At 73.8% G+C, this 21,767-nt stretch carries 21 protein-coding genes; 3 read left to right on the forward strand and 18 right to left on the reverse strand.

From position 1 onward, the window contains the following. Positions 1 to 7: 7 nt before the first annotated feature. From WA762_RS19780 to WA762_RS19790, 3 genes are all read right to left on the reverse strand, one after another. Positions 8 to 223 carry an I78 family peptidase inhibitor gene (locus WA762_RS19780; protein ID WP_335937205.1) on the reverse strand — a complete coding sequence of 72 codons (216 nt, stop codon included), beginning with the start codon at positions 221 to 223 and terminating at the stop codon, positions 8 to 10. A 509-nt stretch (positions 224 to 732) separates the two neighbouring features. After that, positions 733 to 1,644, reverse strand: coding sequence for a transferase (locus WA762_RS19785; RefSeq protein WP_335937206.1), 912 nt, complete (start codon positions 1,642 to 1,644; stop codon positions 733 to 735). After that, on the reverse strand, positions 1,641 to 2,924 hold the full coding sequence (locus WA762_RS19790) for a glycosyltransferase (protein WP_335937207.1): 1,284 nt from the start codon (positions 2,922 to 2,924) through the stop codon (positions 1,641 to 1,643). The genes WA762_RS19785 and WA762_RS19790 overlap by 4 nt, the downstream gene beginning before the upstream one ends. A gap of 354 nt (positions 2,925 to 3,278) precedes the next feature. Between WA762_RS19790 and WA762_RS19795 the strand changes: the two genes are divergently transcribed. Then, a complete protein-coding gene (locus WA762_RS19795; RefSeq protein WP_335937208.1) occupies positions 3,279 to 4,079 on the forward strand; it encodes a hypothetical protein in 801 nt (266 codons plus the stop codon). A 137-nt stretch (positions 4,080 to 4,216) separates the two neighbouring features. Then, complete coding sequence (locus tag WA762_RS19800) at positions 4,217 to 4,561, forward strand: hypothetical protein (RefSeq protein WP_335937209.1); 345 nt, start codon at positions 4,217 to 4,219, stop codon at positions 4,559 to 4,561. 69 nt (positions 4,562 to 4,630) lie between these two features. On the opposite strand, the gene der is transcribed toward WA762_RS19800, so the two are convergent. The 5 genes from der to aroH form a co-directional block, all read right to left on the reverse strand. Further along, entirely contained in the window at positions 4,631 to 6,100 is a 1,470-nt protein-coding gene (gene der, locus WA762_RS19805; RefSeq protein ID WP_335937210.1) for a ribosome biogenesis GTPase Der, read from the reverse strand. 66 nt (positions 6,101 to 6,166) lie between these two features. Further along, positions 6,167 to 6,865, reverse strand: a complete 699-nt coding sequence (locus WA762_RS19810; RefSeq protein WP_443080634.1) for a lysophospholipid acyltransferase family protein — start codon at positions 6,863 to 6,865, stop codon at positions 6,167 to 6,169. Then, positions 6,823 to 7,539, reverse strand: coding sequence for a (d)CMP kinase (gene cmk / locus WA762_RS19815; RefSeq protein ID WP_335937212.1), 717 nt, complete (start codon positions 7,537 to 7,539; stop codon positions 6,823 to 6,825). The genes WA762_RS19810 and cmk overlap by 43 nt, the downstream gene beginning before the upstream one ends. A 197-nt stretch (positions 7,540 to 7,736) precedes the next feature. Beyond that, complete coding sequence (locus tag WA762_RS19820) at positions 7,737 to 8,822, reverse strand: prephenate dehydrogenase (protein ID WP_335937213.1); 1,086 nt, start codon at positions 8,820 to 8,822, stop codon at positions 7,737 to 7,739. Continuing rightward, positions 8,819 to 9,181 (reverse strand): chorismate mutase, encoded by a 363-nt coding sequence (aroH, locus tag WA762_RS19825; protein ID WP_335937214.1) that lies wholly within the window; start codon positions 9,179 to 9,181, stop codon positions 8,819 to 8,821. The genes WA762_RS19820 and aroH overlap by 4 nt, the downstream gene beginning before the upstream one ends. 187 nt (positions 9,182 to 9,368) lie before the next feature. On the opposite strand from aroH, the gene WA762_RS19830 reads away from it, so the two are divergent. Continuing rightward, positions 9,369 to 10,076, forward strand: a complete 708-nt coding sequence (locus WA762_RS19830) for a nucleotidyltransferase domain-containing protein (RefSeq protein ID WP_335937215.1) — start codon at positions 9,369 to 9,371, stop codon at positions 10,074 to 10,076. 90 nt (positions 10,077 to 10,166) lie between these two features. On the opposite strand, the gene WA762_RS19835 is transcribed toward WA762_RS19830, so the two are convergent. From WA762_RS19835 to WA762_RS19880, 10 genes are all read right to left on the reverse strand, one after another. After that, entirely contained in the window at positions 10,167 to 10,952 is a 786-nt protein-coding gene (locus WA762_RS19835; RefSeq protein WP_335937216.1) for a nucleotidyltransferase domain-containing protein, read from the reverse strand. Positions 10,953 to 10,955: 3 nt separating this feature from the next. Next, on the reverse strand, positions 10,956 to 11,978 hold the full coding sequence (locus tag WA762_RS19840) for an ADP-ribosylglycohydrolase family protein (RefSeq protein WP_335937217.1): 1,023 nt from the start codon (positions 11,976 to 11,978) through the stop codon (positions 10,956 to 10,958). Further along, positions 11,975 to 12,709: an NUDIX hydrolase gene (locus tag WA762_RS19845; RefSeq protein ID WP_335937218.1), complete on the reverse strand. Its 735-nt coding sequence runs from the start codon at positions 12,707 to 12,709 to the stop codon at positions 11,975 to 11,977. Before WA762_RS19845 ends, WA762_RS19840 begins: the two co-directional genes overlap by 4 nt. A 225-nt stretch (positions 12,710 to 12,934) precedes the next feature. Further along, positions 12,935 to 14,044 (reverse strand): pseudouridine synthase, encoded by a 1,110-nt coding sequence (locus tag WA762_RS19850; RefSeq protein WP_335937219.1) that lies wholly within the window; start codon positions 14,042 to 14,044, stop codon positions 12,935 to 12,937. Continuing rightward, positions 14,044 to 14,694 carry an SMC-Scp complex subunit ScpB gene (gene scpB, locus WA762_RS19855; RefSeq protein ID WP_335937220.1) on the reverse strand — a complete coding sequence of 217 codons (651 nt, stop codon included), beginning with the start codon at positions 14,692 to 14,694 and terminating at the stop codon, positions 14,044 to 14,046. The genes WA762_RS19850 and scpB overlap by 1 nt, the downstream gene beginning before the upstream one ends. Continuing rightward, positions 14,691 to 15,914, reverse strand: coding sequence for a segregation and condensation protein A (locus WA762_RS19860; RefSeq protein WP_335937221.1), 1,224 nt, complete (start codon positions 15,912 to 15,914; stop codon positions 14,691 to 14,693). The genes scpB and WA762_RS19860 overlap by 4 nt, the downstream gene beginning before the upstream one ends. A 105-nt stretch (positions 15,915 to 16,019) precedes the next feature. Continuing rightward, the gene (locus WA762_RS19865) at positions 16,020 to 16,607 is read right to left on the reverse strand and encodes a hypothetical protein (RefSeq protein ID WP_335937222.1); all 588 of its coding nucleotides are present in this window, start codon (positions 16,605 to 16,607) and stop codon (positions 16,020 to 16,022) included. After that, on the reverse strand, positions 16,592 to 17,710 hold the full coding sequence (locus tag WA762_RS19870) for a ParA family protein (protein WP_335937223.1): 1,119 nt from the start codon (positions 17,708 to 17,710) through the stop codon (positions 16,592 to 16,594). The genes WA762_RS19865 and WA762_RS19870 overlap by 16 nt, the downstream gene beginning before the upstream one ends. Positions 17,711 to 18,108: 398 nt before the next feature. Continuing rightward, the gene (ald, locus tag WA762_RS19875; protein ID WP_335937224.1) at positions 18,109 to 19,233 is read right to left on the reverse strand and encodes an alanine dehydrogenase; all 1,125 of its coding nucleotides are present in this window, start codon (positions 19,231 to 19,233) and stop codon (positions 18,109 to 18,111) included. Between the two features lie 135 nt (positions 19,234 to 19,368). Continuing rightward, positions 19,369 to 21,432: a tetratricopeptide repeat protein gene (locus WA762_RS19880; RefSeq protein ID WP_335937226.1), complete on the reverse strand. Its 2,064-nt coding sequence runs from the start codon at positions 21,430 to 21,432 to the stop codon at positions 19,369 to 19,371. Positions 21,433 to 21,767: the final 335 nt, after the last annotated feature.

Below are 21,767 nucleotides of genomic sequence, written 5' to 3' on the forward strand. Positions count from 1 at the left end.
CCGGGTCTCAGCCCACCCAGCAGCGGACGACGACCGAGTCCGCGACCTCGAAGTTGATCCGCCCGGCCCGGAACTCCATGGTGATCACCGTGCCCGGCGGCAGGGATCTGACGGTGGTCCAGCCGCGGCCGCGGGCCCGCCGCTCGGCCGCGGCGGCGGCGAGGCCGACATACGCGCCGGGCGAGTCCTCGGGCTGGACGGGACGGTTCGGCAGGGGCTCCATATCCCTCACCGTAGGCGGCCCGGGGTCGCGGGGGAAGCCGGGGCCGGACCCGTCGCACGGCATCCCCACATCCCTCGCCGGTCACACTTGTGTCACAGGATCACGACAGTCGTTCCCCCGCGGCCACACGTCCCGGGCTCACGCCCGACGACCGGACGGACAGTAATCGGAAAACCCGGCGGACAATCGCACGGAGAGCCCGGAAATCAAACGGAATACGCCACCCCGGGGCGACGGAATTTCCGCGCACCATTTCGGGCGTAAATGAGCATGCCACCGGGAATTCACGCATCCTTATGGCAGCCTTATCTGCTGGTCACAAAATTCGCATCGCGGAGAGGAGGGCCTCGCGTCACGGCCCCGGGAAGACCGGAACGCGCCCGGTACGCGGCCACCGGATCGCCCGGAGCGGGCGCCGCCGTTCCCGGGCGCCCCGCCCGGAATCCCCGGTGGCCGCGCCCGGCGGCCGCCGCGCCCGTATCATCCGCGCCGAAACCCGCGGACGGGCCTCAGGACCCCGCCCCGGGGCGGGGTCCGACCCGTACGCAGAGATCGTTGTCTCCCGTGTAGCAGGGGGTGGCCCGGGCGTCCTCCCCGATGTCGCGGCCCGGGTAGACGAAGACGTTCCTACGGTCCCAGACGTCGTCGAGCAGGCGGGAGATCCGCACCTCCCCGGCCCGCTCCCCCGCCGCTTCCCCGGCGCGCCCGCCGTCGGCCGCCGGGATCAGCCACAGCGTCCACAGCTGTTCCTCCCGCACCGGCCCGTCCCGCAACGGGGTGAGCGGCAGCGTGAAGGAGAACGTCCCCGCCTCCCCGGTGACCGGCGCCCGGTGGACCCGGCCGGACGCGCCGTCCCGCCTCGCCTCGACCCGGGCGCCGTCGCCGAGAACGACCCCGTACAGGGCGCCCTCGACCGTCATCCCGTCCCCGTCGAAGGTCACCGGCCCGGCCTCGGCGTGCGGCGAACGGACCCAGCAGCGCACGGCGAGCCGGCCATCGGCGGTCGGGTACGGGACACGGACCGCGATCCGCCCGGCGCCCGTCGCGTCGCGGTCCACGAGGAGCCGCAGGTCCCGGAGCCCGGGCTCGACCGGCACCGCCGCGCCGTCGTCCGTGCCCGGCCGGCGCAGCCGGACGTCCCAGCGGCCCTCGGCCGGCTCCACCGTGCCCGGCAGCACCGCGCGATACCGGTTGTTCCCGCCGGCCGGGCGCAGCGGCAGCCGGAGGGTGGCGTGGTCGCCCGTGCCGCCGCGCAGCCGGAGCAGCAGTTCGGGCGCCTCCCCGCCGTCGGCGCCGGACGCGGAGCCGCCGCCGGGGTCGTCGAGTTCGAAGGTGATCGTTCCGTCCGGGGCCGCGGCGCAGTCGGCCCGCGGCGTCCGCCGCTGCCCGGGGACGGTCGCGTGCGCTGTGGTGACGGTCATGCCGATTTCCTTCCGCGGATGACGTCGGCGGCCTTGTAGCGCAGGGCGTACGCCCCGTCGAGGACCGTGCCCCGGGCCCGGTGCACGGCGGTGCGCAGGGCGCCGTGCGCGCGGTCGTGCGGGGCCCGGGAGGCGAGTTCGGCGAAGAGCCGCTCGTGGCGTTCGGCGATCCGGGCCGGGTCGAACCGCTCGGAGGCGGCCAGCGCGGCACGCCCGAGGCGTCGCCGTGCCTCGTCGTCCTCGATCAGGCCGAGCAGGGCGTCCCGCACCGCCGCCGGGTCCCCGACCGGCACCAGCCGTCCGTCGGCGCCGTCCTCGATGATCTCCCGGGGGCCGTGCGGGCAGTCGGTGGCGACGACCGGCAGCCCGCAGCGCATCGCCTCGACGATGGTCATGCCGAAGGACTCGCGGTCCGAGGTGACCGCCGCGATCGACCCCTTGGGCCACTCGGCCTCCAGGGGGTCGACCGCGCCCATCAGGAAGACGTGGTTGTGCAGGCCGAGCTCGCCGATGAGCTCGAGCAGGGCACGGCGCTCGTTCCCGGTCGCGTCGCCGGCCCCGTAGATGCGCAGCCGCCAGTCCGGGCGTGCGGCGACCACCCCGGCGAACGCGCGGACCAGCAGGTCGTAGCGCTTGACCTTGTGCAGCCGGCCCGCGGCGATCACCCATCTGCCGGTGCCGTCGGCGGGCGGGATCCGGGGCGCGGGCACGCTGTTGGGGATGGCCTCGATCCGCACCCCGGGCAGCGTGAACGCGGCCCGGTAGGCGCGGGCGTCGGCCTCGGTGACGGTGGTGATCGCGTCGAGCAGGGCGTAGCGGTGCCCGATCTCGCGGCGCAGCCGGTAGCCGTGGCTGTCGAGGGTGAGGTGCTCCTGGCCGATCCGCACCGGGCCGCGCCGGGTCTGCCGGCTGATCTGCACGTTGAGCCCGGGCCGGGTGCCGACGACGACGTCGGCGTCCAGGGAGCGCAGATGGTCCGCCACCCGGGCGTCGGTCAGCCTGCTGTACTGCCGGTGCCTGGTGTCGCCGCGTGGGAAGACGGACGCGGGGCGGGCGTGGTCGGCGGCGTCGCCGTCGTATGCCGGGCTCTTCTTCCGCAGGTCGACGAGGTGACCGAGGCGCACGCCGGCCGGGGCGCCGAGCACCGGGACGTCCCGGTGCCGGAAGACGGACACGATCTCGACGTCGTGCTGCTCGGCCAGCGTCGCGGCGAGGTTGAACGTCGTGCGGATCGTGCCCCCGACCCCGTAGGCGTTGTGGAGCAGGAAGGAAATGTGCATGAAGAGCCTTGACTCCTGGTTCGGCTGATCGTCGGCGGGCAGCACTTGCCAGGACGGCCCGGACCGGCCGCGGGTTCACTCGGATCGCGACGAGTTTCAGCCACCGCCGCGTTCACCTGTTTTCCCGATTTATCGATGTATCGGTGAACCGCTGCCCGGTCAAGTCGCCCGCATCACCCTGCATCAACCGCCATATACGGGAGGTAATCACCCTCCGGACGGCGAGATTCACCCGCTCCGTCAGATGGTTCGATTACGTTCCCTTTCTCGCGTGACCCCGGCCGCGGATCACCCGTTGTCCTTTTCATGAGCCGGGAAGCGCCCGGCTCACGCACCGAGTTCGAGGAGCCACCCGTGCCGCGCATGCTCGACGTCAGCGAGGACGTACGCGCCGAGATCGGCGACGCCGAAGCCGACCGACTGCTCGTCGGCGACAACACCCCGGGCAGTTACGACTGCACCTCCTGCCGCACCCCGGGCGACTCCGCGCAGGAACGCACCAGCACCGTCCTCTTCGTCGGCGAGGAGACCGCGGTCCTCGCCTTCGCCCACGCGACCTGCATCCCCTCGCAGGTGGTCAAGGTCGCGGAGGACCAGCTGCAGGGGGCGGTGCGCAGCATCACCCGCGCCGAGACGGGCCCGGGGAGGCAGCGGGAGCGGCCGGAGGGGATCAGCCCCGAGCAGGCCGTCCTCGGGATCACCAGCGGGCTCGTGCTGATCGACGACGACCTCCACCCGGCGCTCGTCGTCGAGCCGACCGGCGCGATCGTCCGCCCGGGCACGGACGGCAGCCAGGGCGACGAGTTCCTCCCGCTGCTCCTGGAGCAGGGCTTCCAGCCGGTCCAGGGACTGGAGCGGGCGCCCGCGGTCCTGCCCGGCTGGTCGATCCTGCTCGCCATGGGCCATCTGCACGCGGTGCTCCAGCCGGGCACGGACGGCGGGCCCCAGGTCGCCTGGTGGCAGGCGCACGCACCGCTCCAGGTCACCGAGGGCTGGCGGAACGCGGCCACCAAGTCGCGGACGGTGCTGATCTTCGCCGCCCCGGCGGGCGCGATCGGCCAGCAGCCCCGCGAGGACCTGCTGCGCGACGCCCTGGACCGGGCCGCCGCGAACGGCGTCCTGGTCGCCGCCGCGATGCCGCTGGCCGGGACCTGATCCCGCCCGCCGGGCGCACGGGGCTGCGGCGAACAGTTATTTCTCGGCCGGGCCCGCATCCGACGGACGGCGGGGTCGTTGGCAGATACGTGCACTCATACGACTCCTCCCATCAGCGCCCGAGCCCGATCCCTGGTATGCGCCCGTCGCACGAGCCCTCGGGCGGTCAGTCCCCCACCCCGATCTACGACGCGCTGTACTCCGAGTACCGCCGGTCGTTCCGGGCGCTGCCGGGTGACCGCAGTGGTGAGGAGAATCTCGGCTTCGTGGCCTTCGGTCTCGGGCTCCTCGGCGGGCGCGCCCCGCTGAGCGGCCACTCCTCCGGCCATCCGGCCGGTCTCTCCACCGGGCTCGCCGTTCACGGCGGGCTGTCCGGGCACGGCGGGGGCGCCCATGCCGCCCCCGGTTCCTGGCAGCGGGTGGGGCGGCACTCCGGGCGTCATCAGCCGGCCGCTCTCCCCCCGGGACCGCGCCGCTCCTGAACGGCATGACGGAGCCCCGGACCGTATCGCCCACGAGCCGGTCCGGGGCTCCGTCATGCGCTCATCGCGTCACTGCTTGCGCCCGCGCTTCTCGCGGACGCGCACCGAGATCTGGATCGGGGTGCCCTCGAAGCCGAACTCCTCGCGCAGCCGGCGTTCGACGAAGCGCCGGTAGCCGTGCTCCAGGAAGCCGGAGGCGAACAGCACGAACCGCGGCGGCTTGGTGCCCGCCTGGGTGCCGAAGAGGATCCGGGGCTGCTTGCCGCCACGGATCGGGTGCGGGTGGGCGGCGACGAGCTCGCCGAGGAAGGCGTTCAGCCGGCCAGTGGGGACGCGGGTCTCCCAGCCGGCGAGCGCGGTCTCGATCGCCGGGACCAGCTTCTCCATGTGGCGGCCGGTGACGGCGGAGATGTTGACCCGCGGCGCCCACGCGATCTGCGCCAGCTCCGTCTCGATCTCGCGCTCCAGGTAGTAGCGCCGCTCCTCGTCGAGGGTGTCCCACTTGTTGTACGCGATCACCAGGGCGCGCCCGGCCTCGACGGCCATGGTGATGATGCGCTGGTCCTGGACGCTGACGGACTCGCCGGCGTCGATCAGGACGACGGCGACCTCGGCCTTCTCCACGGCGGCGGCGGTGCGCAGCGAGGCGTAGTAGTCCGCGCCCTCCTGGAGGTGGACGCGGCGGCGGATGCCGGCTGTGTCGACGAACTTCCAGGTGACGCCGCCGAGCTCGATCAGCTCGTCGACCGGGTCGCGGGTGGTGCCCGCGAGCTCGTTGACGACGACCCGCTCCTCCTTGGCCACCTTGTTCAGCAGCGAGGACTTGCCGACGTTCGGACGGCCGATGAGGGCGATGCGGCGGGGACCGCCGATCACGGTTCCGAAGCGCTGCTCCGGGGCCTCGGGAAGCGCTTCGAGCACGGCGTCCAGGAGGTCGCCGGTGCCGCGGCCGTGCAGCGAGGAGACCGGGTGGGGCTCGCCGAGGCCGAGCGACCAGAGCATGGCGGCGTCCGCCTCGCCGCTCTGCCCGTCGACCTTGTTGGCGCACAGCACGACGGGCTTGCCGGCCCGGCGCAGCAGCTTGACGACGGCCTCGTCGGTGTCGGTGGCGCCGACCTTCGCGTCGACCACGAAGACGCACGCGTCGGCGGCCTCGATCGCGTACTCGGCCTGGGCGGCCACGGAGGCGTCGATGCCCAGCACGTCCTGCTCCCAGCCGCCGGTGTCGACGACCTTGAAGCGGCGGCCCGCCCACTCCGCCTCGTAGGTGACGCGGTCGCGGGTGACGCCGGGCCGGTCCTCGACGACCGCCTCACGGCGGCCGATGATCCGGTTCACCAGGGTCGACTTGCCGACATTGGGGCGGCCGACGACGGCGAGCACCGGGAGCGGGCCGTGGCCCGCCGCGTCGATGGCGCCCTCGACCTCGTCGGCGTCGAACCCCTCCTCCGCGGCGAGCTCCATGAACTCCGCGTACTCGGCGTCGCCAAGTGCTCCGTGCTCGTGGTCCGAGCCCTCGGAGTGAATCTGGTCGTTCATGAAGTCCGTTCCTTTGTGCCTCATCATCGATGGGCCGCCGTCGGGCGGCCCACTGCTCATGTCCTGCTAGCGCCCGGTGAAACGCCGGGCCTCCTCCAGGTGGGCGGTCAGCCGGGCCTGGATCCGCGCCGTGGCCTCGTCCAGCGCCGCACGGGTCCGGCGGCCGTCCCCGGCGCCCGCCTCGAAGGCGTCCCCGAACACGACGTCGACCCGGCCGCGCAGCGGGGGCAGCGCCGGTACCAGCCGGCCGCGGCGCTCGCCGCTTCCCAGGACGGCCACCGGCACGATCGGCGCCCCGCTGCGCACCGCGAAGTACGCGAGCCCGGCGCGCAGGGAGGCGAAGTCGCCCTCGCCCCTGGTGCCCTCGGGGAAGATGCCGAGCACCCCGCCGTTCTTCAGCACCCCGAGGGCGCTGGTGACGGCGGTGCGGTCGGCGGTCGTCCGGTCCACTTTCAGCTGGCCGATCCCGCGCAGGAACGGGTCGAGCGGGCCGACGAACGCCTCTTTCTTGATCAGGAAGTGGACGGGCCGGGGCGCCGTGCCCATCAGCATCGGACCGTCGATGTTGTGGGAGTGGTTCACCGCCAGTATGACGGGTCCGGCGGCGGGCATCCGCCACGCGCCGAGGACGCGGGGCTTCCACAGCCCGTACATCAGGCCGATGCCTATCCCGCGTCCGACGGCCGCGCCGCGCGGCGAGGGCGAGCCCGTGGTGGCTCGGGTCACTTCGCGGTCCGCTTCTCCTCGACGAGGGTGACGACGCACTCGACGACCTGCTGGAGGGTCAGCTCGGTGGTGTCCACCTCGACGGCGTCGGCCGCCTTGGCCAGCGGCGAGGTCTTGCGGCCGGAGTCCGCCGTGTCCCGCTTGATCAGCGCCTCCCTGGTGGCGGCGAGGTCGGAGCCCTTGATCTCCTTGCTGCGGCGGGAGGCGCGCGCCTCGGGCGACGCGGTGAGGAAGATCTTCAGGTCGGCGTCGGGCAGCACGGTGGTGCCGATGTCGCGGCCCTCGACCACTATGCCGCGCTCGGCCGAGGCGGCGATGGTGCGCTGCAGCGCGGTGATCCGGGTGCGCACCTCGGGGACCGCGCTGACGGCGCTGACCCTGGCGGTGACCTCATGGGTGCGGATCGGGGCGGAGGCGTCCTCGCCGTCGACGGTGATCGTCGGGGCGGCCGGGTCGGTGCCGGAGACGATGACCGGCTTGGCCGCGGCGGTGGCGACCTCCGCGGCGTTCTCGACGTCCACGCCGTTGTTCAGCATCCACCAGGTGATCGCCCGGTACTGGGCGCCGGTGTCCAGGTAGCTCAGGCCGAGCTGGGCGGCGACGGCCTTGGACGTGCTCGACTTCCCGGTGCCGGAGGGGCCGTCGATGGCGACGATCACTGCGGCCGGGGCGGTCCGGGCGGCGGCGCTTGCGGTTTCCACGGTGGTGGACACCTTCCTGGTACTCGGGGTGGGCGGACGGGGCGCTCGATTCCCGCCCCGCACAAGGTTACCGAGTGCCGGGGCGGTCCTCCGCACCCCTGTGGACAACCGCCTCCCGGGCCCCCTGGGCGCAACCGCCGCCGGACGCGTCCCCCGCGGCCGCGGGCCGGTCGCTCCCGCCGTGGCCCGCCGCCCGCCGCGGCCCCGCCCTACTGGCGGATGGCCCAGCCGCGCTCGCGCAGGCCCGCGATCAGTCCCGGGGCGGCGTTCGGCTCGACCATCAGCTGGACGAGACCCGCCTGCTGCCCGGTGGCGTGCTCGATGCGGACGTCCTCGACGTTGACCCCGGACCGTTCGGCGTCGGCGAAGATCCGGGCCAGCTCGCCCGGCCGGTCGCTGATGAGCACGCACACCGTCTCGTACGCGGTGGGGGCGGTCCCGTGCTTGCCGGGGACCCGGACCCGGCCGGCGTTGCCCCGGCGCAGGACGTCCTCGATGCCCTCGGCGCCCGTGCGGCGCCGCTCGTCGTCGGCGGACTGGAGGCCGCGCAGCGCCCGGACCGTCTCGTCCAGGTCGGCGGCGACCCCGGCGAGCACGTCGGCGACCGGCCCGGGGTTGGCGGAGAGGATCTCCACCCACATCCGGGGGTCGGACGCGGCGATCCGGGTGACGTCCCTGATGCCCTGGCCGCAGAGGCGCACGGCGGTCTCGTCGGCGTCCTCCAGGCGGGCGGCGACCATGGACGAGATCAGCTGCGGGGTGTGGGAGACCAGGGCGACGGCCCGGTCGTGGGCGTCGGCGTCCATCACGACGGGGACGGCGCGGCAGAGCGCGACCAGTTCCAGGGCGAGGTTGAGGACCTCGGTGTCGGTGTCACGGGTCGGGGTGAGGACCCAGGGCCGCCCCTCGAAGAGGTCGGCGGTGGCCGCGAGGGGGCCGGACCGCTCCTTGCCCGCCATGGGGTGCGTGCCGATGTACGGGGCGAGGTCGACGCCGAGGGCCTCCAGTTCGCGGCGCGGGCCGCCCTTGACGCTGGCCACGTCGAGGTAGCCGCGGGCCGCCCCGTCCCGCATGGCGGCGGCCAGCACCGGGGCCACATGGGCGGGCGGCACGGCGACGACCGCCAGGTCGACGCGGTCCTCGGGCGCCTCGTCCGTGCCCGCCCCCAGCGCGGCCGCGGTGCGGGCCGACTCGGGGTCGTGGTCGACGAGGTGGACCTGGATGCCCCGCCCGGCGAGGGCGAGGGCTGCGGAGGTGCCGACGAGGCCCGTTCCGATGACGAGGGCGGTTCTCACTGGGTGATGTCCTTGCGGAGGGCGGCGGTGGCGCCGAGGTACACATGGGTGATCTCGGACCTGGGAAGGTACGTCTCGACGTGCGCGAGGAGCCGGACCACGCGGGGCATGGCCCCCACCACGTCGAGCTCCTGCGCGCAGATCAGCGGCACGTCGACGATACCGAGCCCGCGCACGGCGGCGGCCGGGAAGTCGGCGTGCAGATCGGGGGTGGCGGTGAACCAGATGCTGATCAGGTCGTCCGCGAGGAGCCGGTTGCGCTCCAGGACGGCGGTGAGCAGGGCGCCGACCCGTTCGGCCATGTGCCCGGACTCGTCCCGCTCCAGCTGGACGGCCCCGCGGACCGCTCGTACCACCACGTCGTGCTCCCGCCTCCGCGCCTGCGTGGTCCTTGCCGCACCCTCCTGTGGGACCAGCCTAAGGGGAGTCCCCGGACGGGCGGCGGGCGGCCGGAGGGCGGGTCCGCGCCGGGCGGGTGCTCCCGCCGGCCGGGCGCGGCCCGGAAATCCCGGGCGGCCGCACGGCCGTCCGCGTACCCTCGCCCGCATGATCACTCCGGCCGCCGAGGCCCTCGTGCGCGACCACACGGTGTACGCGTGCGTGATGGGCTCGCGGGCCTTCGGGCTCGCGACGGACGACAGCGACACCGACCGGCGGGGCGTCTTCGTCGCGCCCACGCCGCTGTTCTGGCGGTTCGAGAAGCCCCCGACGCATGTCGAGGGTCCGGCGCCGGAGCAGTTCTCCTGGGAGCTGGAACGCTTCTGCACGTTCGCGCTGCGCGCCAATCCCAATGTCCTGGAGTGCCTGCACTCCCCGCTGGTGGAGCACGTCGACGAGGTGGGCCGGGAGATCCTGTCCCTGCGCGGGGCGTTTCTCTCGCGGGAGGCCCATCGGACCTTCAGCCGCTACGCGGTGGCGCAGCGCGCGAAGCTGGAGGCGGGCATCCGGCGGCACGGGACGCCGCGCTGGAAGCACGCCATGCATCTGCTGCGGCTGCTGGCCGGCGGCCGGGACCTGCTGCGGACCGGTGAGCTCCGGATCGAGGTGGGCGAGGCCCGGGAGGAACTCCTGTCCGTGAAGCGGGGCGAGGTCCCCTGGCCGGAGGTCGAGCGCCGGATGACCAGGCTGGCGGAGGAGTGCGAGGAGGCGGCCGCCTCCTCGCCGCTGCCGGCCGAGCCGGACCGGGCCCGGGTGGAGGACTTCCTGGTCCGCGTCCGCCGGGCGTCCGCGCTCTCCTCCGCCGAGCGGGAGTGAGCGCCCGCCCCGGGCGCGAGCGGTCCCGGCACGGACGGACCCGGCACGGACGGGACGGACGCGCGGGCGGACCGCCGCCCGCGCGGCGGCTCAGCCCGGCTGCCCCGACCGGACGCGCACCACGAGCTCGTTCAGGGCGTCGAAGCCGCCCGCCGTCCCGGGGAGCACCGACGTTTCCCGGGCCTCCTCCAGCACCCCGTGCGGCGCCTCGACGTCGCGCGCGACCAGCCCGCCGTCCAGCCCCTGTGCCCTCCCGTGCTCGGCCTCGGCCTTGGCCTCGATCAGTTCCGGCAGGTACGCGGGGGCCTCGACGTCGTCGAGGAGGGACGGCATATGGGCCCGCACCTCGCCGCTGCGCATCAGATGGATGCCGGTGAGCAGCGCCCGGAACGTGTACAGCAGGGGCTTCAGTTCGCCGGACTTCTCGTGGAGCCGCCACTGATTGCGGGCGAAGCCGCCGTAGTGACGCGCGTGGTCACGGGTGAGCACCGCCGGCGCCAGGGCGACCAGTTCCATGTGCGGTCCGCTCGTGTGCACGACCAGCGGGGACAGCAGCTGTTCCAGCACGTAGCCGTTCGGTTTCAGCATCAGCCGGACGAACTTCCGCAGGTCGTGGGTGACGAGGTCCGTCTCGGTCCCGTCCCGGTCCCACATCCGCGAGCGCGTCTCCTCGGGCCTGCGCAGTCCGAGCAGGTCGGCCGCGGGCAGGAGATGGACCCCCCGAAGGTCCACATCCGAGTCCCTGGACGGGAATCCGTACAAGTGCGCCCCGGAGACCGTGGCGAACAGCAGCTGATGGCGCTCCTCGGCGAGGACCGGACCGAAGTCCGTGACCGGCAGCCCGGCCTTGCGGAGTGCCGTCGTTTCCGTGGGCATGGCTCAGGCGTCCCAGAGCGCCCCCAGTGACAGCAGGTCGCTTCGGTACTCGATCCGCTCCGACCATTCCTTGGGCCAGGCCGCCGCCCCCAGGTGGGCTCCGGCGAACGCGCCGGTGAGGCAGCCGAGGGAGTCGGAGTCGCCGCGGGTGCAGGCGGCCCGGCGCAGGGCGGTGACCGGTTCGCCGGGGAAGAGCAGGAAGCAGTGCAGGGCCGTGGCGAGCGCCTCCTCCGCGATCCAGCCGTCGCCGGTCCTCTCGCAGGGGTCGGTCTCCGGGGACGGGGCCAGCAGCGCGTCCTGGACGCGGGCCAGGGCGTTCAGGCACTCCTCCCAGCCGCGCTGGATGTACCGCTCCGGCGAGGCGTCGCCCGCGTACCGCCACAGGTCGCCGAGCCAGCGCGTGTGGTAGGTGCCGCTGTTCTCGTACGCGTACGAGCGCAGCTGTCCGAGCAGGCCGGCCGGGGCCGCGCCCTGCGCCAGCAGGTGCACCGCGCGGGCCGTCAGGTCGGACGCGGCGAGCGCGGTGGGGTGCCCGTGGGTGAGGGCCGCCTGCAACTGGGCGGCGCCGGAGCGCTGTTCGTGGCTGAGCCCGGGGACGAGCCCGACCGGCGCCACCCGCATGTTGGCGCCGCAGCCCTTGGAGCCGGTCTGGCTGGCCTCCTGCCACAGCCGGTCGCTGTCGAGCAGCCGGCAGGCGGTCATGCAGGTGCGGCCGGGGGCGCGGTTGTTGTCGGGCGAGTGGTACCAGTCGACGAACTCCTCGCGCACCGGGCGGACCAGCCGCAGCGGGGTGAGCAGCCCGCGGCCCATCGCGGTGCGTATGCCGCGTCCGAGGGCCAGCGCCATCTGGGTGTCGTCGGAGACGAACGCCGGCTTCGGCAGCCGCATCCGCCGCCAGGGACCGCATTTGGCGAGGATCGAGGGCACGTTGTTGAACTCGGTCGGGAAGCCCAGCGCGTCGCCGAGCGCGAGCCCGGTCAGCGCGCCGGTGGCGGCCTGCTTGGTGATGGTCCTGGTCACGATCACGTGCTTCTTCCTTCCGGTCTCAGGAGTGGGGGGTGCAGGGCGGTGGCGGCTCCCGCCCGGTACAGCGCCGCGGGTTTCCCCCGCCCGCCGGTGCGGCGCGGCGCCCCTTCCACGGCCTGGACGAAGCCGGGCGTGGTGAGGACCTTGCGCCGGAAGTTGGGCCGGTCCAGCACAACGTCCCAGACCGTCTCGTACACCTGCCGGAGCTCCCCCAGGGTGAACTCGGGCGGGCAGAACGCGGTGGCCAGGCAGGTGTACTCGAGCTTGGCGCCGATCCGGTCGTGGGCGTCGGCGAGGATCCGGTCGTGGTCGAAGGCGAGCGGGCCGGCGGTCTTCGCGTCCCACCAGCGGGCGTTGGCGGCGTCGCCGCCGCCCCGGGGTTCGGGGAGGTCGGGGACGAGCGCGGCGTAGGCGACGGAGACGACCCGCATCCTCGGGTCGCGGTCCGGGGCGCTGTAGGTGCGCAGCTGTTCCAGGTGGAGGGCGCCGACGGTGACGTCGGTCAGCCCGGTCTCCTCGGCGAGCTCCCGACGTGCGGCCTCCTCGGCGGACTCGCGGGGCCGGACGAAGCCGCCGGGCAGCGCCCACTGCCCCCGGTGGGGCTCCTCGCCCCGTTCGACGAGCAGAACCTTCAGCCGGGTGGCGCGGACCGTGAAGACGGCGAGGTCGACGGTGACCGCGAACGGCTCGAAGGCGTACGGGTCGTAGCCCGCGGGGGCGCCGGCGCTCATCGCCGGTCCGGGAGCGGTGCGTCGGGGCACACCGAATCTGCGAGCCTCACACCCGCCTCCTTAATAGTCATTCTGACTATAAAGAATGGACGGGCAGGACAGAAGGCCCGCGGCCGGTTCCCGTCCGGGGAGAACGGGAACCGGCCGCGGGCCGTGGAACGGAGGGGCGCGGCGTCGCGGGCGGTCGCGGAGGCGCGGACCCGCCGGGGCGTCGCGGACGGCCGCCTACAGGCCGACCTCGCGCATCAGCATGCCGACCTCGGTGTTGGTGAGGCGGCGCAGCCAGCCGGACTTCTGGTCGCCCAGCGGGATCGGGCCGAAGGACGTCCGGACGAGCCGTTCGACCGGGAAGCCGGCCTCGGCCAGCATCCGGCGGACGATGTGCTTGCGGCCCTCGTGGAGGGTGACCTCGACCAGGTAGTTCTTGCCGGTGTTCTCGACCACCCGGAAGTGGTCGGCGCGGGCGTACCCGTCCTCCAGCGGGATGCCGTCCTTGAGCCGCTTCCCCAGGTCGCGCGGGAGCGGGCCCTGGATGGCGGCCAGATAGGTCTTCTTCACCCCGTACTTGGGGTGGGTCAGCCGGTGGGCCAGCTCCCCGTGGTTGGTGAGCAGCAGGATGCCCTCGGTCTCGGTGTCCAGCCGGCCCACGTGGAAGAGGCGGGTCTCGCGGTTGGTGACGTAGTCGCCGAGGCACTGGCGGCCGTCCGGGTCCTCCATGGAGGAGACCACTCCGGCGGGCTTGTTCAGCGCGAAGAAGAGGTACGACTGGGCGGCGACGGTCAGTCCGTCGACCTTGATCTCGTCCTTGTGCACGTCGACGCGGCGGCCCTGCTCCAGCACCACCTCGCCGTTGATCTCGACGCGGCCCTGGTCGATCAGCTCCTCGCAGGCGCGGCGGGAGCCCAGCCCGGCCCTGGCGAGGACCTTCTGCAGCCGCTCGCCCTCCTGCTCGGCGCCCGGGAAGGTCTTGGGCGTGCGGACCTCGGGCCTGCCCGCGTACCGGTCCCGGTTGCGCTGCTCGATCTTGGCGTCGAGCTCGCGGGGGCGGGACGGGGCGCCCTGGCGGCGCTGACCGCCGCCGCCTCGCCCGTCGCGGCTCTGCGCGGGCCTGGGACCGCCCTTGGCGCCGCCGCGCGCGGCCGCGCCGCGGCCCTTGCGGGGGCCCTCGCCGTCCTGCCCGCCCTGGGCGCCCACGTCGTAGCGGCGCTCCTCCGGCCTGGGCCGGCGGGGGCGCTGCTCCTGACGTCCGCCGCGACCCGCGCCGGCACCCCGGGAATTCCGGTCGCCGCCGCTCCGGCCGCCGCCGCTTCCGCTGTTCCTGCCACTGCTTCGCATCAAAATTCCGTCTTGTCGTCTGCGTGGGTATCGGGGGTGTCCGGTGCGTCCGGATCGAACGACGGCACACCCTCTCGCGTCTCGGCCTCGATCGCGTCCGCCTCGGGGAGGAAGGGCGCGAGCTCCGGGAGCTCGTCCAGGCCGCGCAGGCCCATCCGCTCCAGAAAGTAGTTCGTCGTCCTGTACAGGATCGCACCTGTTTCGGGTTCCGCGCCCGCCTCCTCGACGAGCCCCCGCTGGAGCAGGGTCCGCATGACCCCGTCGCAGTTCACTCCGCGGACGGCGGAGACCCGGGACCGGCTGACGGGCTGGCGGTACGCGACCACCGCCAGGGTCTCCAGCGCGGCCTGGGTGAGCCGGGCCTGCTGGCCGTCCAGGACGAAGCCCTCGACGGCCGCCGCGTACTCGGGCCGGGTGTAGAAGCGCCAGCCGCCGGCGACGAGTCTCAGCTCGAACCCCCGGCGCTGGGCGGTGTACTCGTCGGCCAGTTCGCGCAGCGCGCCGGCGACGGCCGCGCGGGGGCGGGCCAGCACCTTGGCGAGGTGCTCCTCGGTGGCGGGCTCGTCGACGACCATGAGGACGGCCTCCAGGGCGGGCTTCAGGTCGAGATCCGCGACGGCGGGGGCGTCGTCGCTGTCCTGCCGGTTCATGTCTTCCCATCCTCCCGGACGTCCTGCGCCCCGGTTCCGGAGCCGGCGTCGGTCTCCGCGTCGAACTCGTCGGTGACGACGGGCCCGGCGCCCTCTCCTCCGGCCCAGCGCACCAGCAGCTCTCCGAGTGCCTCGTCCTGGTCCAGCGTCACGGCCCTCTCCCGGTACAGCTCCAGCAGCGCGAGGAACCGGGCGACGACGGTGAGGGTGTCCGGGGCGTCCTCGGTGAGCTCCCGGAAGGTGGCGGCGCCCGCCTCGCGCAGCCGCGCCACCACGACCTCGGCCTGTTCCCGCACGCTGACCAGGGGGGCGTGGATGTGGTCGACGTACACCCGGGGCTCGGGCTTCGGCCGCGTCGCCTTCACGGCGAGCCTGGCGAACCCCTCGGCGCCGATGCCGAGGACGACCTCGGGGAGCAGCTCGGCGTGGTGCGGCTCCAGGCCCACGGTGCGCGGGTGGCGCCGCCCCTCCGCGTCCAGACGGCCGTCGAAGATCTCCGCGACGCGTTTGTACGCGCGGTACTGGAGCAGCCGGGCGAAGAGCAGGTCCCGGGCCTCCAGCAGCGCCAGGTCGGCCTCGTCCTCCACCTCGGCGGCGGGCAGCAGCCGGGCGGCCTTCAGGTCCAGCAGGGTCGCGGCGACGACCAGGAACTCGGTGGTCTGGTCCAGGTCCCAGTCCGGGCCCCGTGCGTGGATGTGCGCCATGAACTCGTCGGTGACCTGGGACAGCGCGACCTCGGTCACATCGAGCTTGTGCTTGGAGATGAGCTGGAGCAGCAGGTCGAAGGGGCCCTCGAAGTTCGCCAGCCGCACGGTGAACCGACCGTCTCCGGCGGAGTCGGAGTCGGTCGGCTCGTCGGTGTCGTCGGCGTCATCGACCACGGGGGCCTCGGGGGCCTCTGCCGCGTGACCGGCCACCGCCCCGGCGTCCGGGCCCGGCACGGCCGGCTCGGACGAGGGCGGCTCGGACGCGACCTGTTCGGAGGGGGCCGTTCCCGGCCCGCCCGGGTCCTGCGCCGGTGCCGCGGCGGCCGTCGCCGTCGGGACGCCCGTGGACGCCGGGGGTTCCGCGCCCGCCCCGGCAGGCGGCTTCGACACGGCCGGCCCGTTCCCGGGCGCCGCGCCCGCTCCGTCCTCCGTCCCCCGGGACGCGGTCCGGCCGCCCGGACCGGGGCCCAGGGGGCGGCGGGGAGTGCGGGCGGGCTCGTCGGTCGTCGGCATGTGGATCCAGGGGCAAGCGGGATACGGGCGGCGGGCGGCGGCCCGTACGGAAGAGCCGGCCGATCGGCCGGCGGCGGCGCTCCGGGCAGGCTACCCGCGCCCGGGTCAGCGGCCGCGCAGCCGCCGTACCAGGATGCTCGCGTCGCCCCGGGACTCCAGGTCGGCGAGCACCACCGCGACCGCCTCACGGACGATCCGCCCGCGGTCGACCGCGAGCCCGTGCTCGCCGCGCAGGACGAGGCGGGCGTGTTCGAGGTCCATGAGTTCCTCGGCCGAGACGTAGACGGTGATCTTCTCGTCGTGACGCTCCCGGCCGCTGGGCCGCCGGTTCGCCCCGCGGCCGGCTCCGCGGCCGCGCTGCGGCTGGACGCCGGGGGCCGTCTCCGGCGCGGCGGGCCGGGCCCTGCGGGCCGGCTGTCCGGCCGCCGGGCCCCGGTCGCCCTCGGCTCCGCGGCCGCGCGGCTCCGCCGCCTCGGCGTCCGCCGCCGTGTGCTCCTCCCGGCCGCCGGCCGCCTCGGCCGCGCCCGTCCCGGGCCGCTCGGCCCCGGGGTCGTTCTCACCGGCGGGACCCGGGACCCGGGCCTCGCCGTTCGCCTTGCGCCGCCGGTCCGCCGGGGACGAGGACTGCAGTCCCGTCCCCCCGGTGGTACGGAACAGTTCGTCGGCTCCGGGCAGACTCACTCGGCGTGACACCGGGCGAGCACCTCCCTGGCGAGCTGGCGATAGGCGGCGGCGCCGACCGAGTTGGAGGCGTACGTGGTGATGGGCTCGCCGGCGACCGTGGTCTCGGGGAAGCGCACGGTGCGCCCGATGACCGTGTGGTAGACGTGGTCGTCGAACGCCTCGACGACGCGTGCGAGGACCTCGCGGCTGTGCACCGTACGGGAGTCGTACATGGTCGCGAGGATGCCGTCGAGCTGCAGCTCGGGGTTGAGCCGCTCCTGGACCTTCTCGATGGTCTCGGTGAGCAACGCCACACCGCGCAGGGCGAAGAACTCGCACTCCAGCGGCACTATGACCTTGTGCGCGGCCGTGAGGGCGTTCACCGTGAGCAGGCCCAGCGAGGGCTGGCAGTCGATCACGATGTAGTCGTAGTCGGCCATCAGCGGCTTCAGGGCGCGCTGCAGGGTGGACTCCCGGGCCACCTCGCTGACCAGCTGCACCTCGGCGGCCGACAGGTCGATGTTGCTCGGCAGCAGGTCCATGTTCGGGACCGCGGTCTTCAGCAGGACCTCGTCGGCCGACATGCCCCGCTCCATGAGCAGGTTGTAGACGGTGAGGTCGAGCTCCATCGGGTTGACGCCGAGCCCGACCGACAGGGCGCCCTGCGGGTCGAAGTCGACGAGCAGGACCCGGCGTCCGTACTCCGCCAGCGCGGCGCCCAGGTTGATGGTCGACGTGGTCTTGCCGACGCCGCCCTTCTGGTTGCACATCGCGATGATCTTCGCGGGGCCGTGGTCGGTCAGCGGGCCCGGGATCGGGAAGTAGGGCAGGGGCCGACCGGTCGGGCCGATCCGCTCGCGGCGCTGACGGGCAGCGTCGGGTGCGAGGGTGGCCGCGTACTCCGGATCGGGCTCGTACTCGGCGTCGGGGTCGTAGAAGTGCCCCTTGGGCACCTCGTCGAAGTCGGCGAAGCGGGCGGTCTCTCGGCCACTCTCGTTGCCGGCCATGGCGTTCACGTGTAGGCCGTCCATCATCTGGGGGGCTGTCGTCATGTGCTGGTTGGTGGCGAAGGTGCGGACAGCGACGGAGCCGACAGCCTCCGGCCCGAGCGGGCCCCGGCCCCGTGCGGGCATCCCTGGACGAATACCCCCGGGAGTAAATGTCGACTCATTCACAAGTCGTCTTACCTCCTTGGAAGTGACCAGGAAACTTATCGATAGGTCAGCGTGGCACCATGCCGACGATTGGCGACTCTATGGCGTGTCACCGCTTCGCAGCAACACAATCCGCCGGACGCGGCCCGATGTGTCGGCAATCAAACACCTCCCTGTCAAGGGTGCGCGGCGATCCGGACACATCTTCACCGGGTGCGCGAACCGGCCGAAGAGCCGCTTTCACCACGAGTCGGACGGCGGCGCCGGGCTCCCGGCACACGTCGGGCCGGACCCTGCTCGGCAGGATCCGGCCCGACGTGTGAGGTTGACGGGAGGGTCCACAGACCCTTCCCGGGCGACTGGACCGAGGGCGGCCGTCAGCCGATGAGCGAGCTCAGCTCGACGTGCTCCAGGCCGTGCGCCTCGGCGACCTCGCGGTAGACGACCTTGCCGTCGTGGGTGTTGAGACCCTTGGCCAGCGCCGGGTCGCGGCGCAGCGCCTCGACCCAGCCGCGATTGGCGAGCTCGACGATGTACGGCAGCGTGGCGTTGGTGAGGGCGTAGGTGGAGGTGTTCGGCACCGCGCCCGGCATGTTGGCGACGCAGTAGAAGACCGACTCGTGGACCTTGAAGGTCGGCTCGGCGTGCGTCGTGGCGTGGGAGTCCTCGAAGCAGCCGCCCTGGTCGATCGCAATGTCGACAAGTACGCTTCCGGGCTTCATCTTGGCGACGAGCTCGTTGGTGACCAGCTTCGGGGCCTTGGCGCCCGGGATGAGGACGGCGCCGACGACGAGGTCGGCCTCGACGACGGCCTTCTCCAGCTCGAAGGCGTTGGACACGACGGTCTGCACCTTGGTGCCGAAGATCTTGTCGGCCTCGCGCAGCTTGTTGATGTCCTTGTCGAGCAGCGTGACGTGGAAGCCGAGGCCGACGGCGATCTGGGTGGCGTTCCAGCCGGAGACGCCGCCGCCGATGACGACGGCCTTGCCGGCCGCCGTGCCCGGGACGCCGGCGGGGAGCACGCCGCGGCCGCCGGCCGAGCGCATCAGGTGGTACGCGCCCACCTGCGGGGCCAGCCGGCCCGCGACCTCGGACATGGGGGCCAGCAGCGGCAGGGCGCGGTTGGCGGTCTCGACCGTCTCGTACGCTATGGCCGTCGTGCCGGACTGCAGGAGCGCGTCCGTGCACTCGCGGGAGGCCGCGAGGTGCAGGTAGGTGAAGAGCGTCTGGTCCTTGCGGAGGCGGTGGTACTCCTCCGCGACCGGCTCCTTGACCTTGAGCACCAGGTCGGCGGCGGCCCAGACCTCGTCGGCGGTGGGGAGGATCTGCGCCCCGGCGGCGACGTACTCCTCGTCCGTGATGGAGGAGCCGGCCCCGGCGTTCTGCTCGACGATGACCTGGTGGCCGTTGCGGACGAGCTCGTGCACACCGGCGGGCGTGATCGCCACCCGGAACTCGTTGTTCTTGACTTCGCGGGGGATGCCGACCTTCACGTCGATCACGGTCCTTGGCTCAGAGGGTTGCCCAGGGCATGACTGCGCATACCCGGATAGACACTGCGTAAATGGAGACACCGCGAACTGACGCGGTACAGCCAGTCTAATGAAGGGTTTCTCCCTGTCTAGCCTTACAAAGCATTAATTTTCTGTCACCCCACTACGGATTTCGCAGGTCTCGCCCTGGTTCCGCAGCAGACTGCCGGCCAGTCCCCGGTGCAGCCGGGCCGCGGCGGGGTCGCCGAGCCGCTCGAACGTGTCGGCCAGCCGCAGCTGCAGCGCCGCGTGGAGCCGCACGTCCCCGGCCCGCGCGGCCCAGTGGACGGCCTCCTGGCAGGTCTCCAGCGATTCGCGCGGCCGGCCCGCGTACTCCTGCACCCGGGCGGCCTCGCTCAGCGCCCGCGCCTGGGCCGGCACGTCGCCGAGCCTGCGGTACCCGGCGGCGGCGGCCCGCCAGTTCCGCAGTGCCTCGCCGTACCGCCCGGCGTAGGCGTGGACGGCACCCAGCCGCCCGTACAGCCGCGCCTCGTCGGCCCGCTCGCCCTGGCCCAGGCGCTGGGCCAGGGCCCGGCCGAACCAGTCGGCGGCCCGTTGGTAGTCGCCCAGCTCGGCGTAGGCGGCGCCTACGGATTCCATCGCCCTGCCCGCGGCGTACAGGTCGTTCGCCGCCCGCCCGGCGTCCAGCGCGGCCCGGTAGCGGGCCAGCGCGTCCCGGGTGCGGCCGGTCCTGGCGTCCAGGTCGGCGAGGTTGAGCAGCGCGGCGGCCCGTTCCCTCGGCAGGTCGCGCCGCTCGGCGACGGCCAGGACCAGGCCGTGCAGTCCGTACAGGTCGGGCGCGGCGGCCTCGGTGCCCTGGTGCACCGCCAGCGCCCGCACCAGCGCGGACACCAACCTCCTCGCCAGGGTGTCGAGTTGGCCGTCCGCCACGGCGAGCTCGGCGGAGGCCAGCAGGGCCGGCCGGCGGGCCCGCAGCCAGGCGGCGGCCGTGTCCGGGTCCGGGAAGCGCAGCGAGCGCGGCAGCGCGGCGAGCCCGCGGCGGGCCGGGGAGCCCTCGGGATCGGTGATCGCGCGGCAGGACTGGAGCAGCCGGACGGTCCGCTCCAGCATCCGGGCCCGGGCGAGCTGGATCTCGCCCGGCCGGTCCCGGGACTCCAGCAGGGCCCGCAGCAGGGGTGCGAGGCAGCCGGGCACCTCGTACCGCGACCGGTCCGCCTCGTCGGCGCGCAGCAGCCCCAGGGCCACGAAGCCGTCGAGGACCTCCCGGGCGGTGTGGACGGAGCAGCCGGCCAGCGCGGAGGTGGTGTGGACGTCCGCGAGCCCGGCCGGGGCGAGGGCGAGCAGGCGCAGCGTCCGGGCGGCGGCGGGCGGCAGGGTGTCGTGGACCAGCCGGAGGACCCGGGCCAGCGGGCGGGCCCCGGCGGACCGCTCCGGATCGTCCGGCTGTTCGCGGAGCCGCCTGGTGACGTCGGAGACGGAGGCCATGGGGCGGGCGGCGAGCCAGCCGCCCGCCATCATCAGGGCCGCGGGCAGCCCGCCGCACTCCTCGGCCAGGCTCTCGGCGGTGCACGGGTCGACGGTGATCCGGACCTCGCCGATGAGGCCGGCGAGCAACTGGACGGCGGAGGCGGCGTCCAGGCCGCCGAGCGTGCAGGGGCGGACGTCCGGGATGCCGGTCAACGGGCCCTCGGAGGTGGCCACGACGAGGCAGTCGGGATCGTCCGGGAGCAGTGGGTCGACCTGCTCCGCGTCCACGGCGTCGTCCAGGAACAGCAGGGCGCGGCGTCCGACCAGCGCCTCGCGGACCATCCCGGAGAGCTCGTCGCCGTCGGCGCCGGGCGGTCCGGTCACCCCCAGCTGGTCGAGCAGTTCCCGCGCGGTGCGCTCGGTGGACACGCGGGCGCCGTCGGGATCGGTGAGCCGGGCGTGCAGCGGGTCCTCGGCGCGGTCGCCCTCGGCGAGCAGACGGCGGACGAGCTCGCGGGCCAGCGCGGTGCGTCCGGAACCGGGGCGGCCGGCGATCAGCAGGACCCGGGCGCGGAGGGCCTTGCGGCCGGCCATGGTGTCCAGTCCGGCGCGTTCGACGTCGGCCCGCAACTGCTTCAACTCCCGTGCGCGGCCGAAGAATCGGGACGGGGCGGGGCCGGACGCCTCCTCGCTTCCCGCCGCCTTGGCCGGGCTGCCGGTGTCCACCGCCTGATCCGTCACGGGCCACGCTCCACTTCGCCGCACGCGTTGCCCGCCGGGACTCCGGTCAGGGCGTTCCGAGCGTAGTTCAGACGAGTGGACGATCGGCGTGGAGCGTGGCGCGGAGATCCCTCGATCGGATCATCGCCTTTTCCTATTGAAGGGATTGTCCGGCGGTTCGACGGCGCGGAAGGCGTGGCCTCGCGAGGGCGACCGAGCCGGGCCGGGAACGGGCCGGGGTCGGACAGGAAGCGAACCGAGAGCGAACCGGAACGGGCCTGCTTCGCGGCGCCGTGGTGCCGCGGACCCGCGGCCCCTCCCCGTTCCTCTCCCTCTTCTCCCCTTTTCCCTCTTCT

Origin of the sequence: Streptomyces tyrfis (genome assembly GCF_037034285.1) — a bacterium.
GTDB lineage: Bacteria > Actinomycetota > Actinomycetes > Streptomycetales > Streptomycetaceae > Streptomyces.

Excerpts from the sequence above, each read along its gene's own strand:
- WA762_RS19830 (WP_335937215.1), top strand. The coding sequence starts at position 9,369 with ATGATCACTCCGGCCGCCGAGGCCCTCGTGCGCGACCACACGGTGTAC.
- WA762_RS19790 (WP_335937207.1), bottom strand. The coding sequence starts at position 2,924 with ATGCACATTTCCTTCCTGCTCCACAACGCCTACGGGGTCGGGGGCACG.
- scpB (WP_335937220.1), bottom strand. The coding sequence starts at position 14,694 with ATGAACCGGCAGGACAGCGACGACGCCCCCGCCGTCGCGGATCTCGAC.
- WA762_RS19785 (WP_335937206.1), bottom strand. The coding sequence starts at position 1,644 with ATGACCGTCACCACAGCGCACGCGACCGTCCCCGGGCAGCGGCGGACG.
- WA762_RS19780 (WP_335937205.1), bottom strand. The coding sequence starts at position 223 with ATGGAGCCCCTGCCGAACCGTCCCGTCCAGCCCGAGGACTCGCCCGGC.
- WA762_RS19850 (WP_335937219.1), bottom strand. The coding sequence starts at position 14,044 with ATGCGAAGCAGTGGCAGGAACAGCGGAAGCGGCGGCGGCCGGAGCGGC.
- WA762_RS19845 (WP_335937218.1), bottom strand. The coding sequence starts at position 12,709 with ATGAGCGCCGGCGCCCCCGCGGGCTACGACCCGTACGCCTTCGAGCCG.
- WA762_RS19870 (WP_335937223.1), bottom strand. The coding sequence starts at position 17,710 with ATGCCCGCACGGGGCCGGGGCCCGCTCGGGCCGGAGGCTGTCGGCTCC.
- WA762_RS19835 (WP_335937216.1), bottom strand. The coding sequence starts at position 10,952 with ATGCCCACGGAAACGACGGCACTCCGCAAGGCCGGGCTGCCGGTCACG.
- WA762_RS19800 (WP_335937209.1), top strand. The coding sequence starts at position 4,217 with ATGCGCCCGTCGCACGAGCCCTCGGGCGGTCAGTCCCCCACCCCGATC.
- WA762_RS19860 (WP_335937221.1), bottom strand. The coding sequence starts at position 15,914 with ATGCCGACGACCGACGAGCCCGCCCGCACTCCCCGCCGCCCCCTGGGC.
- der (WP_335937210.1), bottom strand. The coding sequence starts at position 6,100 with ATGAACGACCAGATTCACTCCGAGGGCTCGGACCACGAGCACGGAGCA.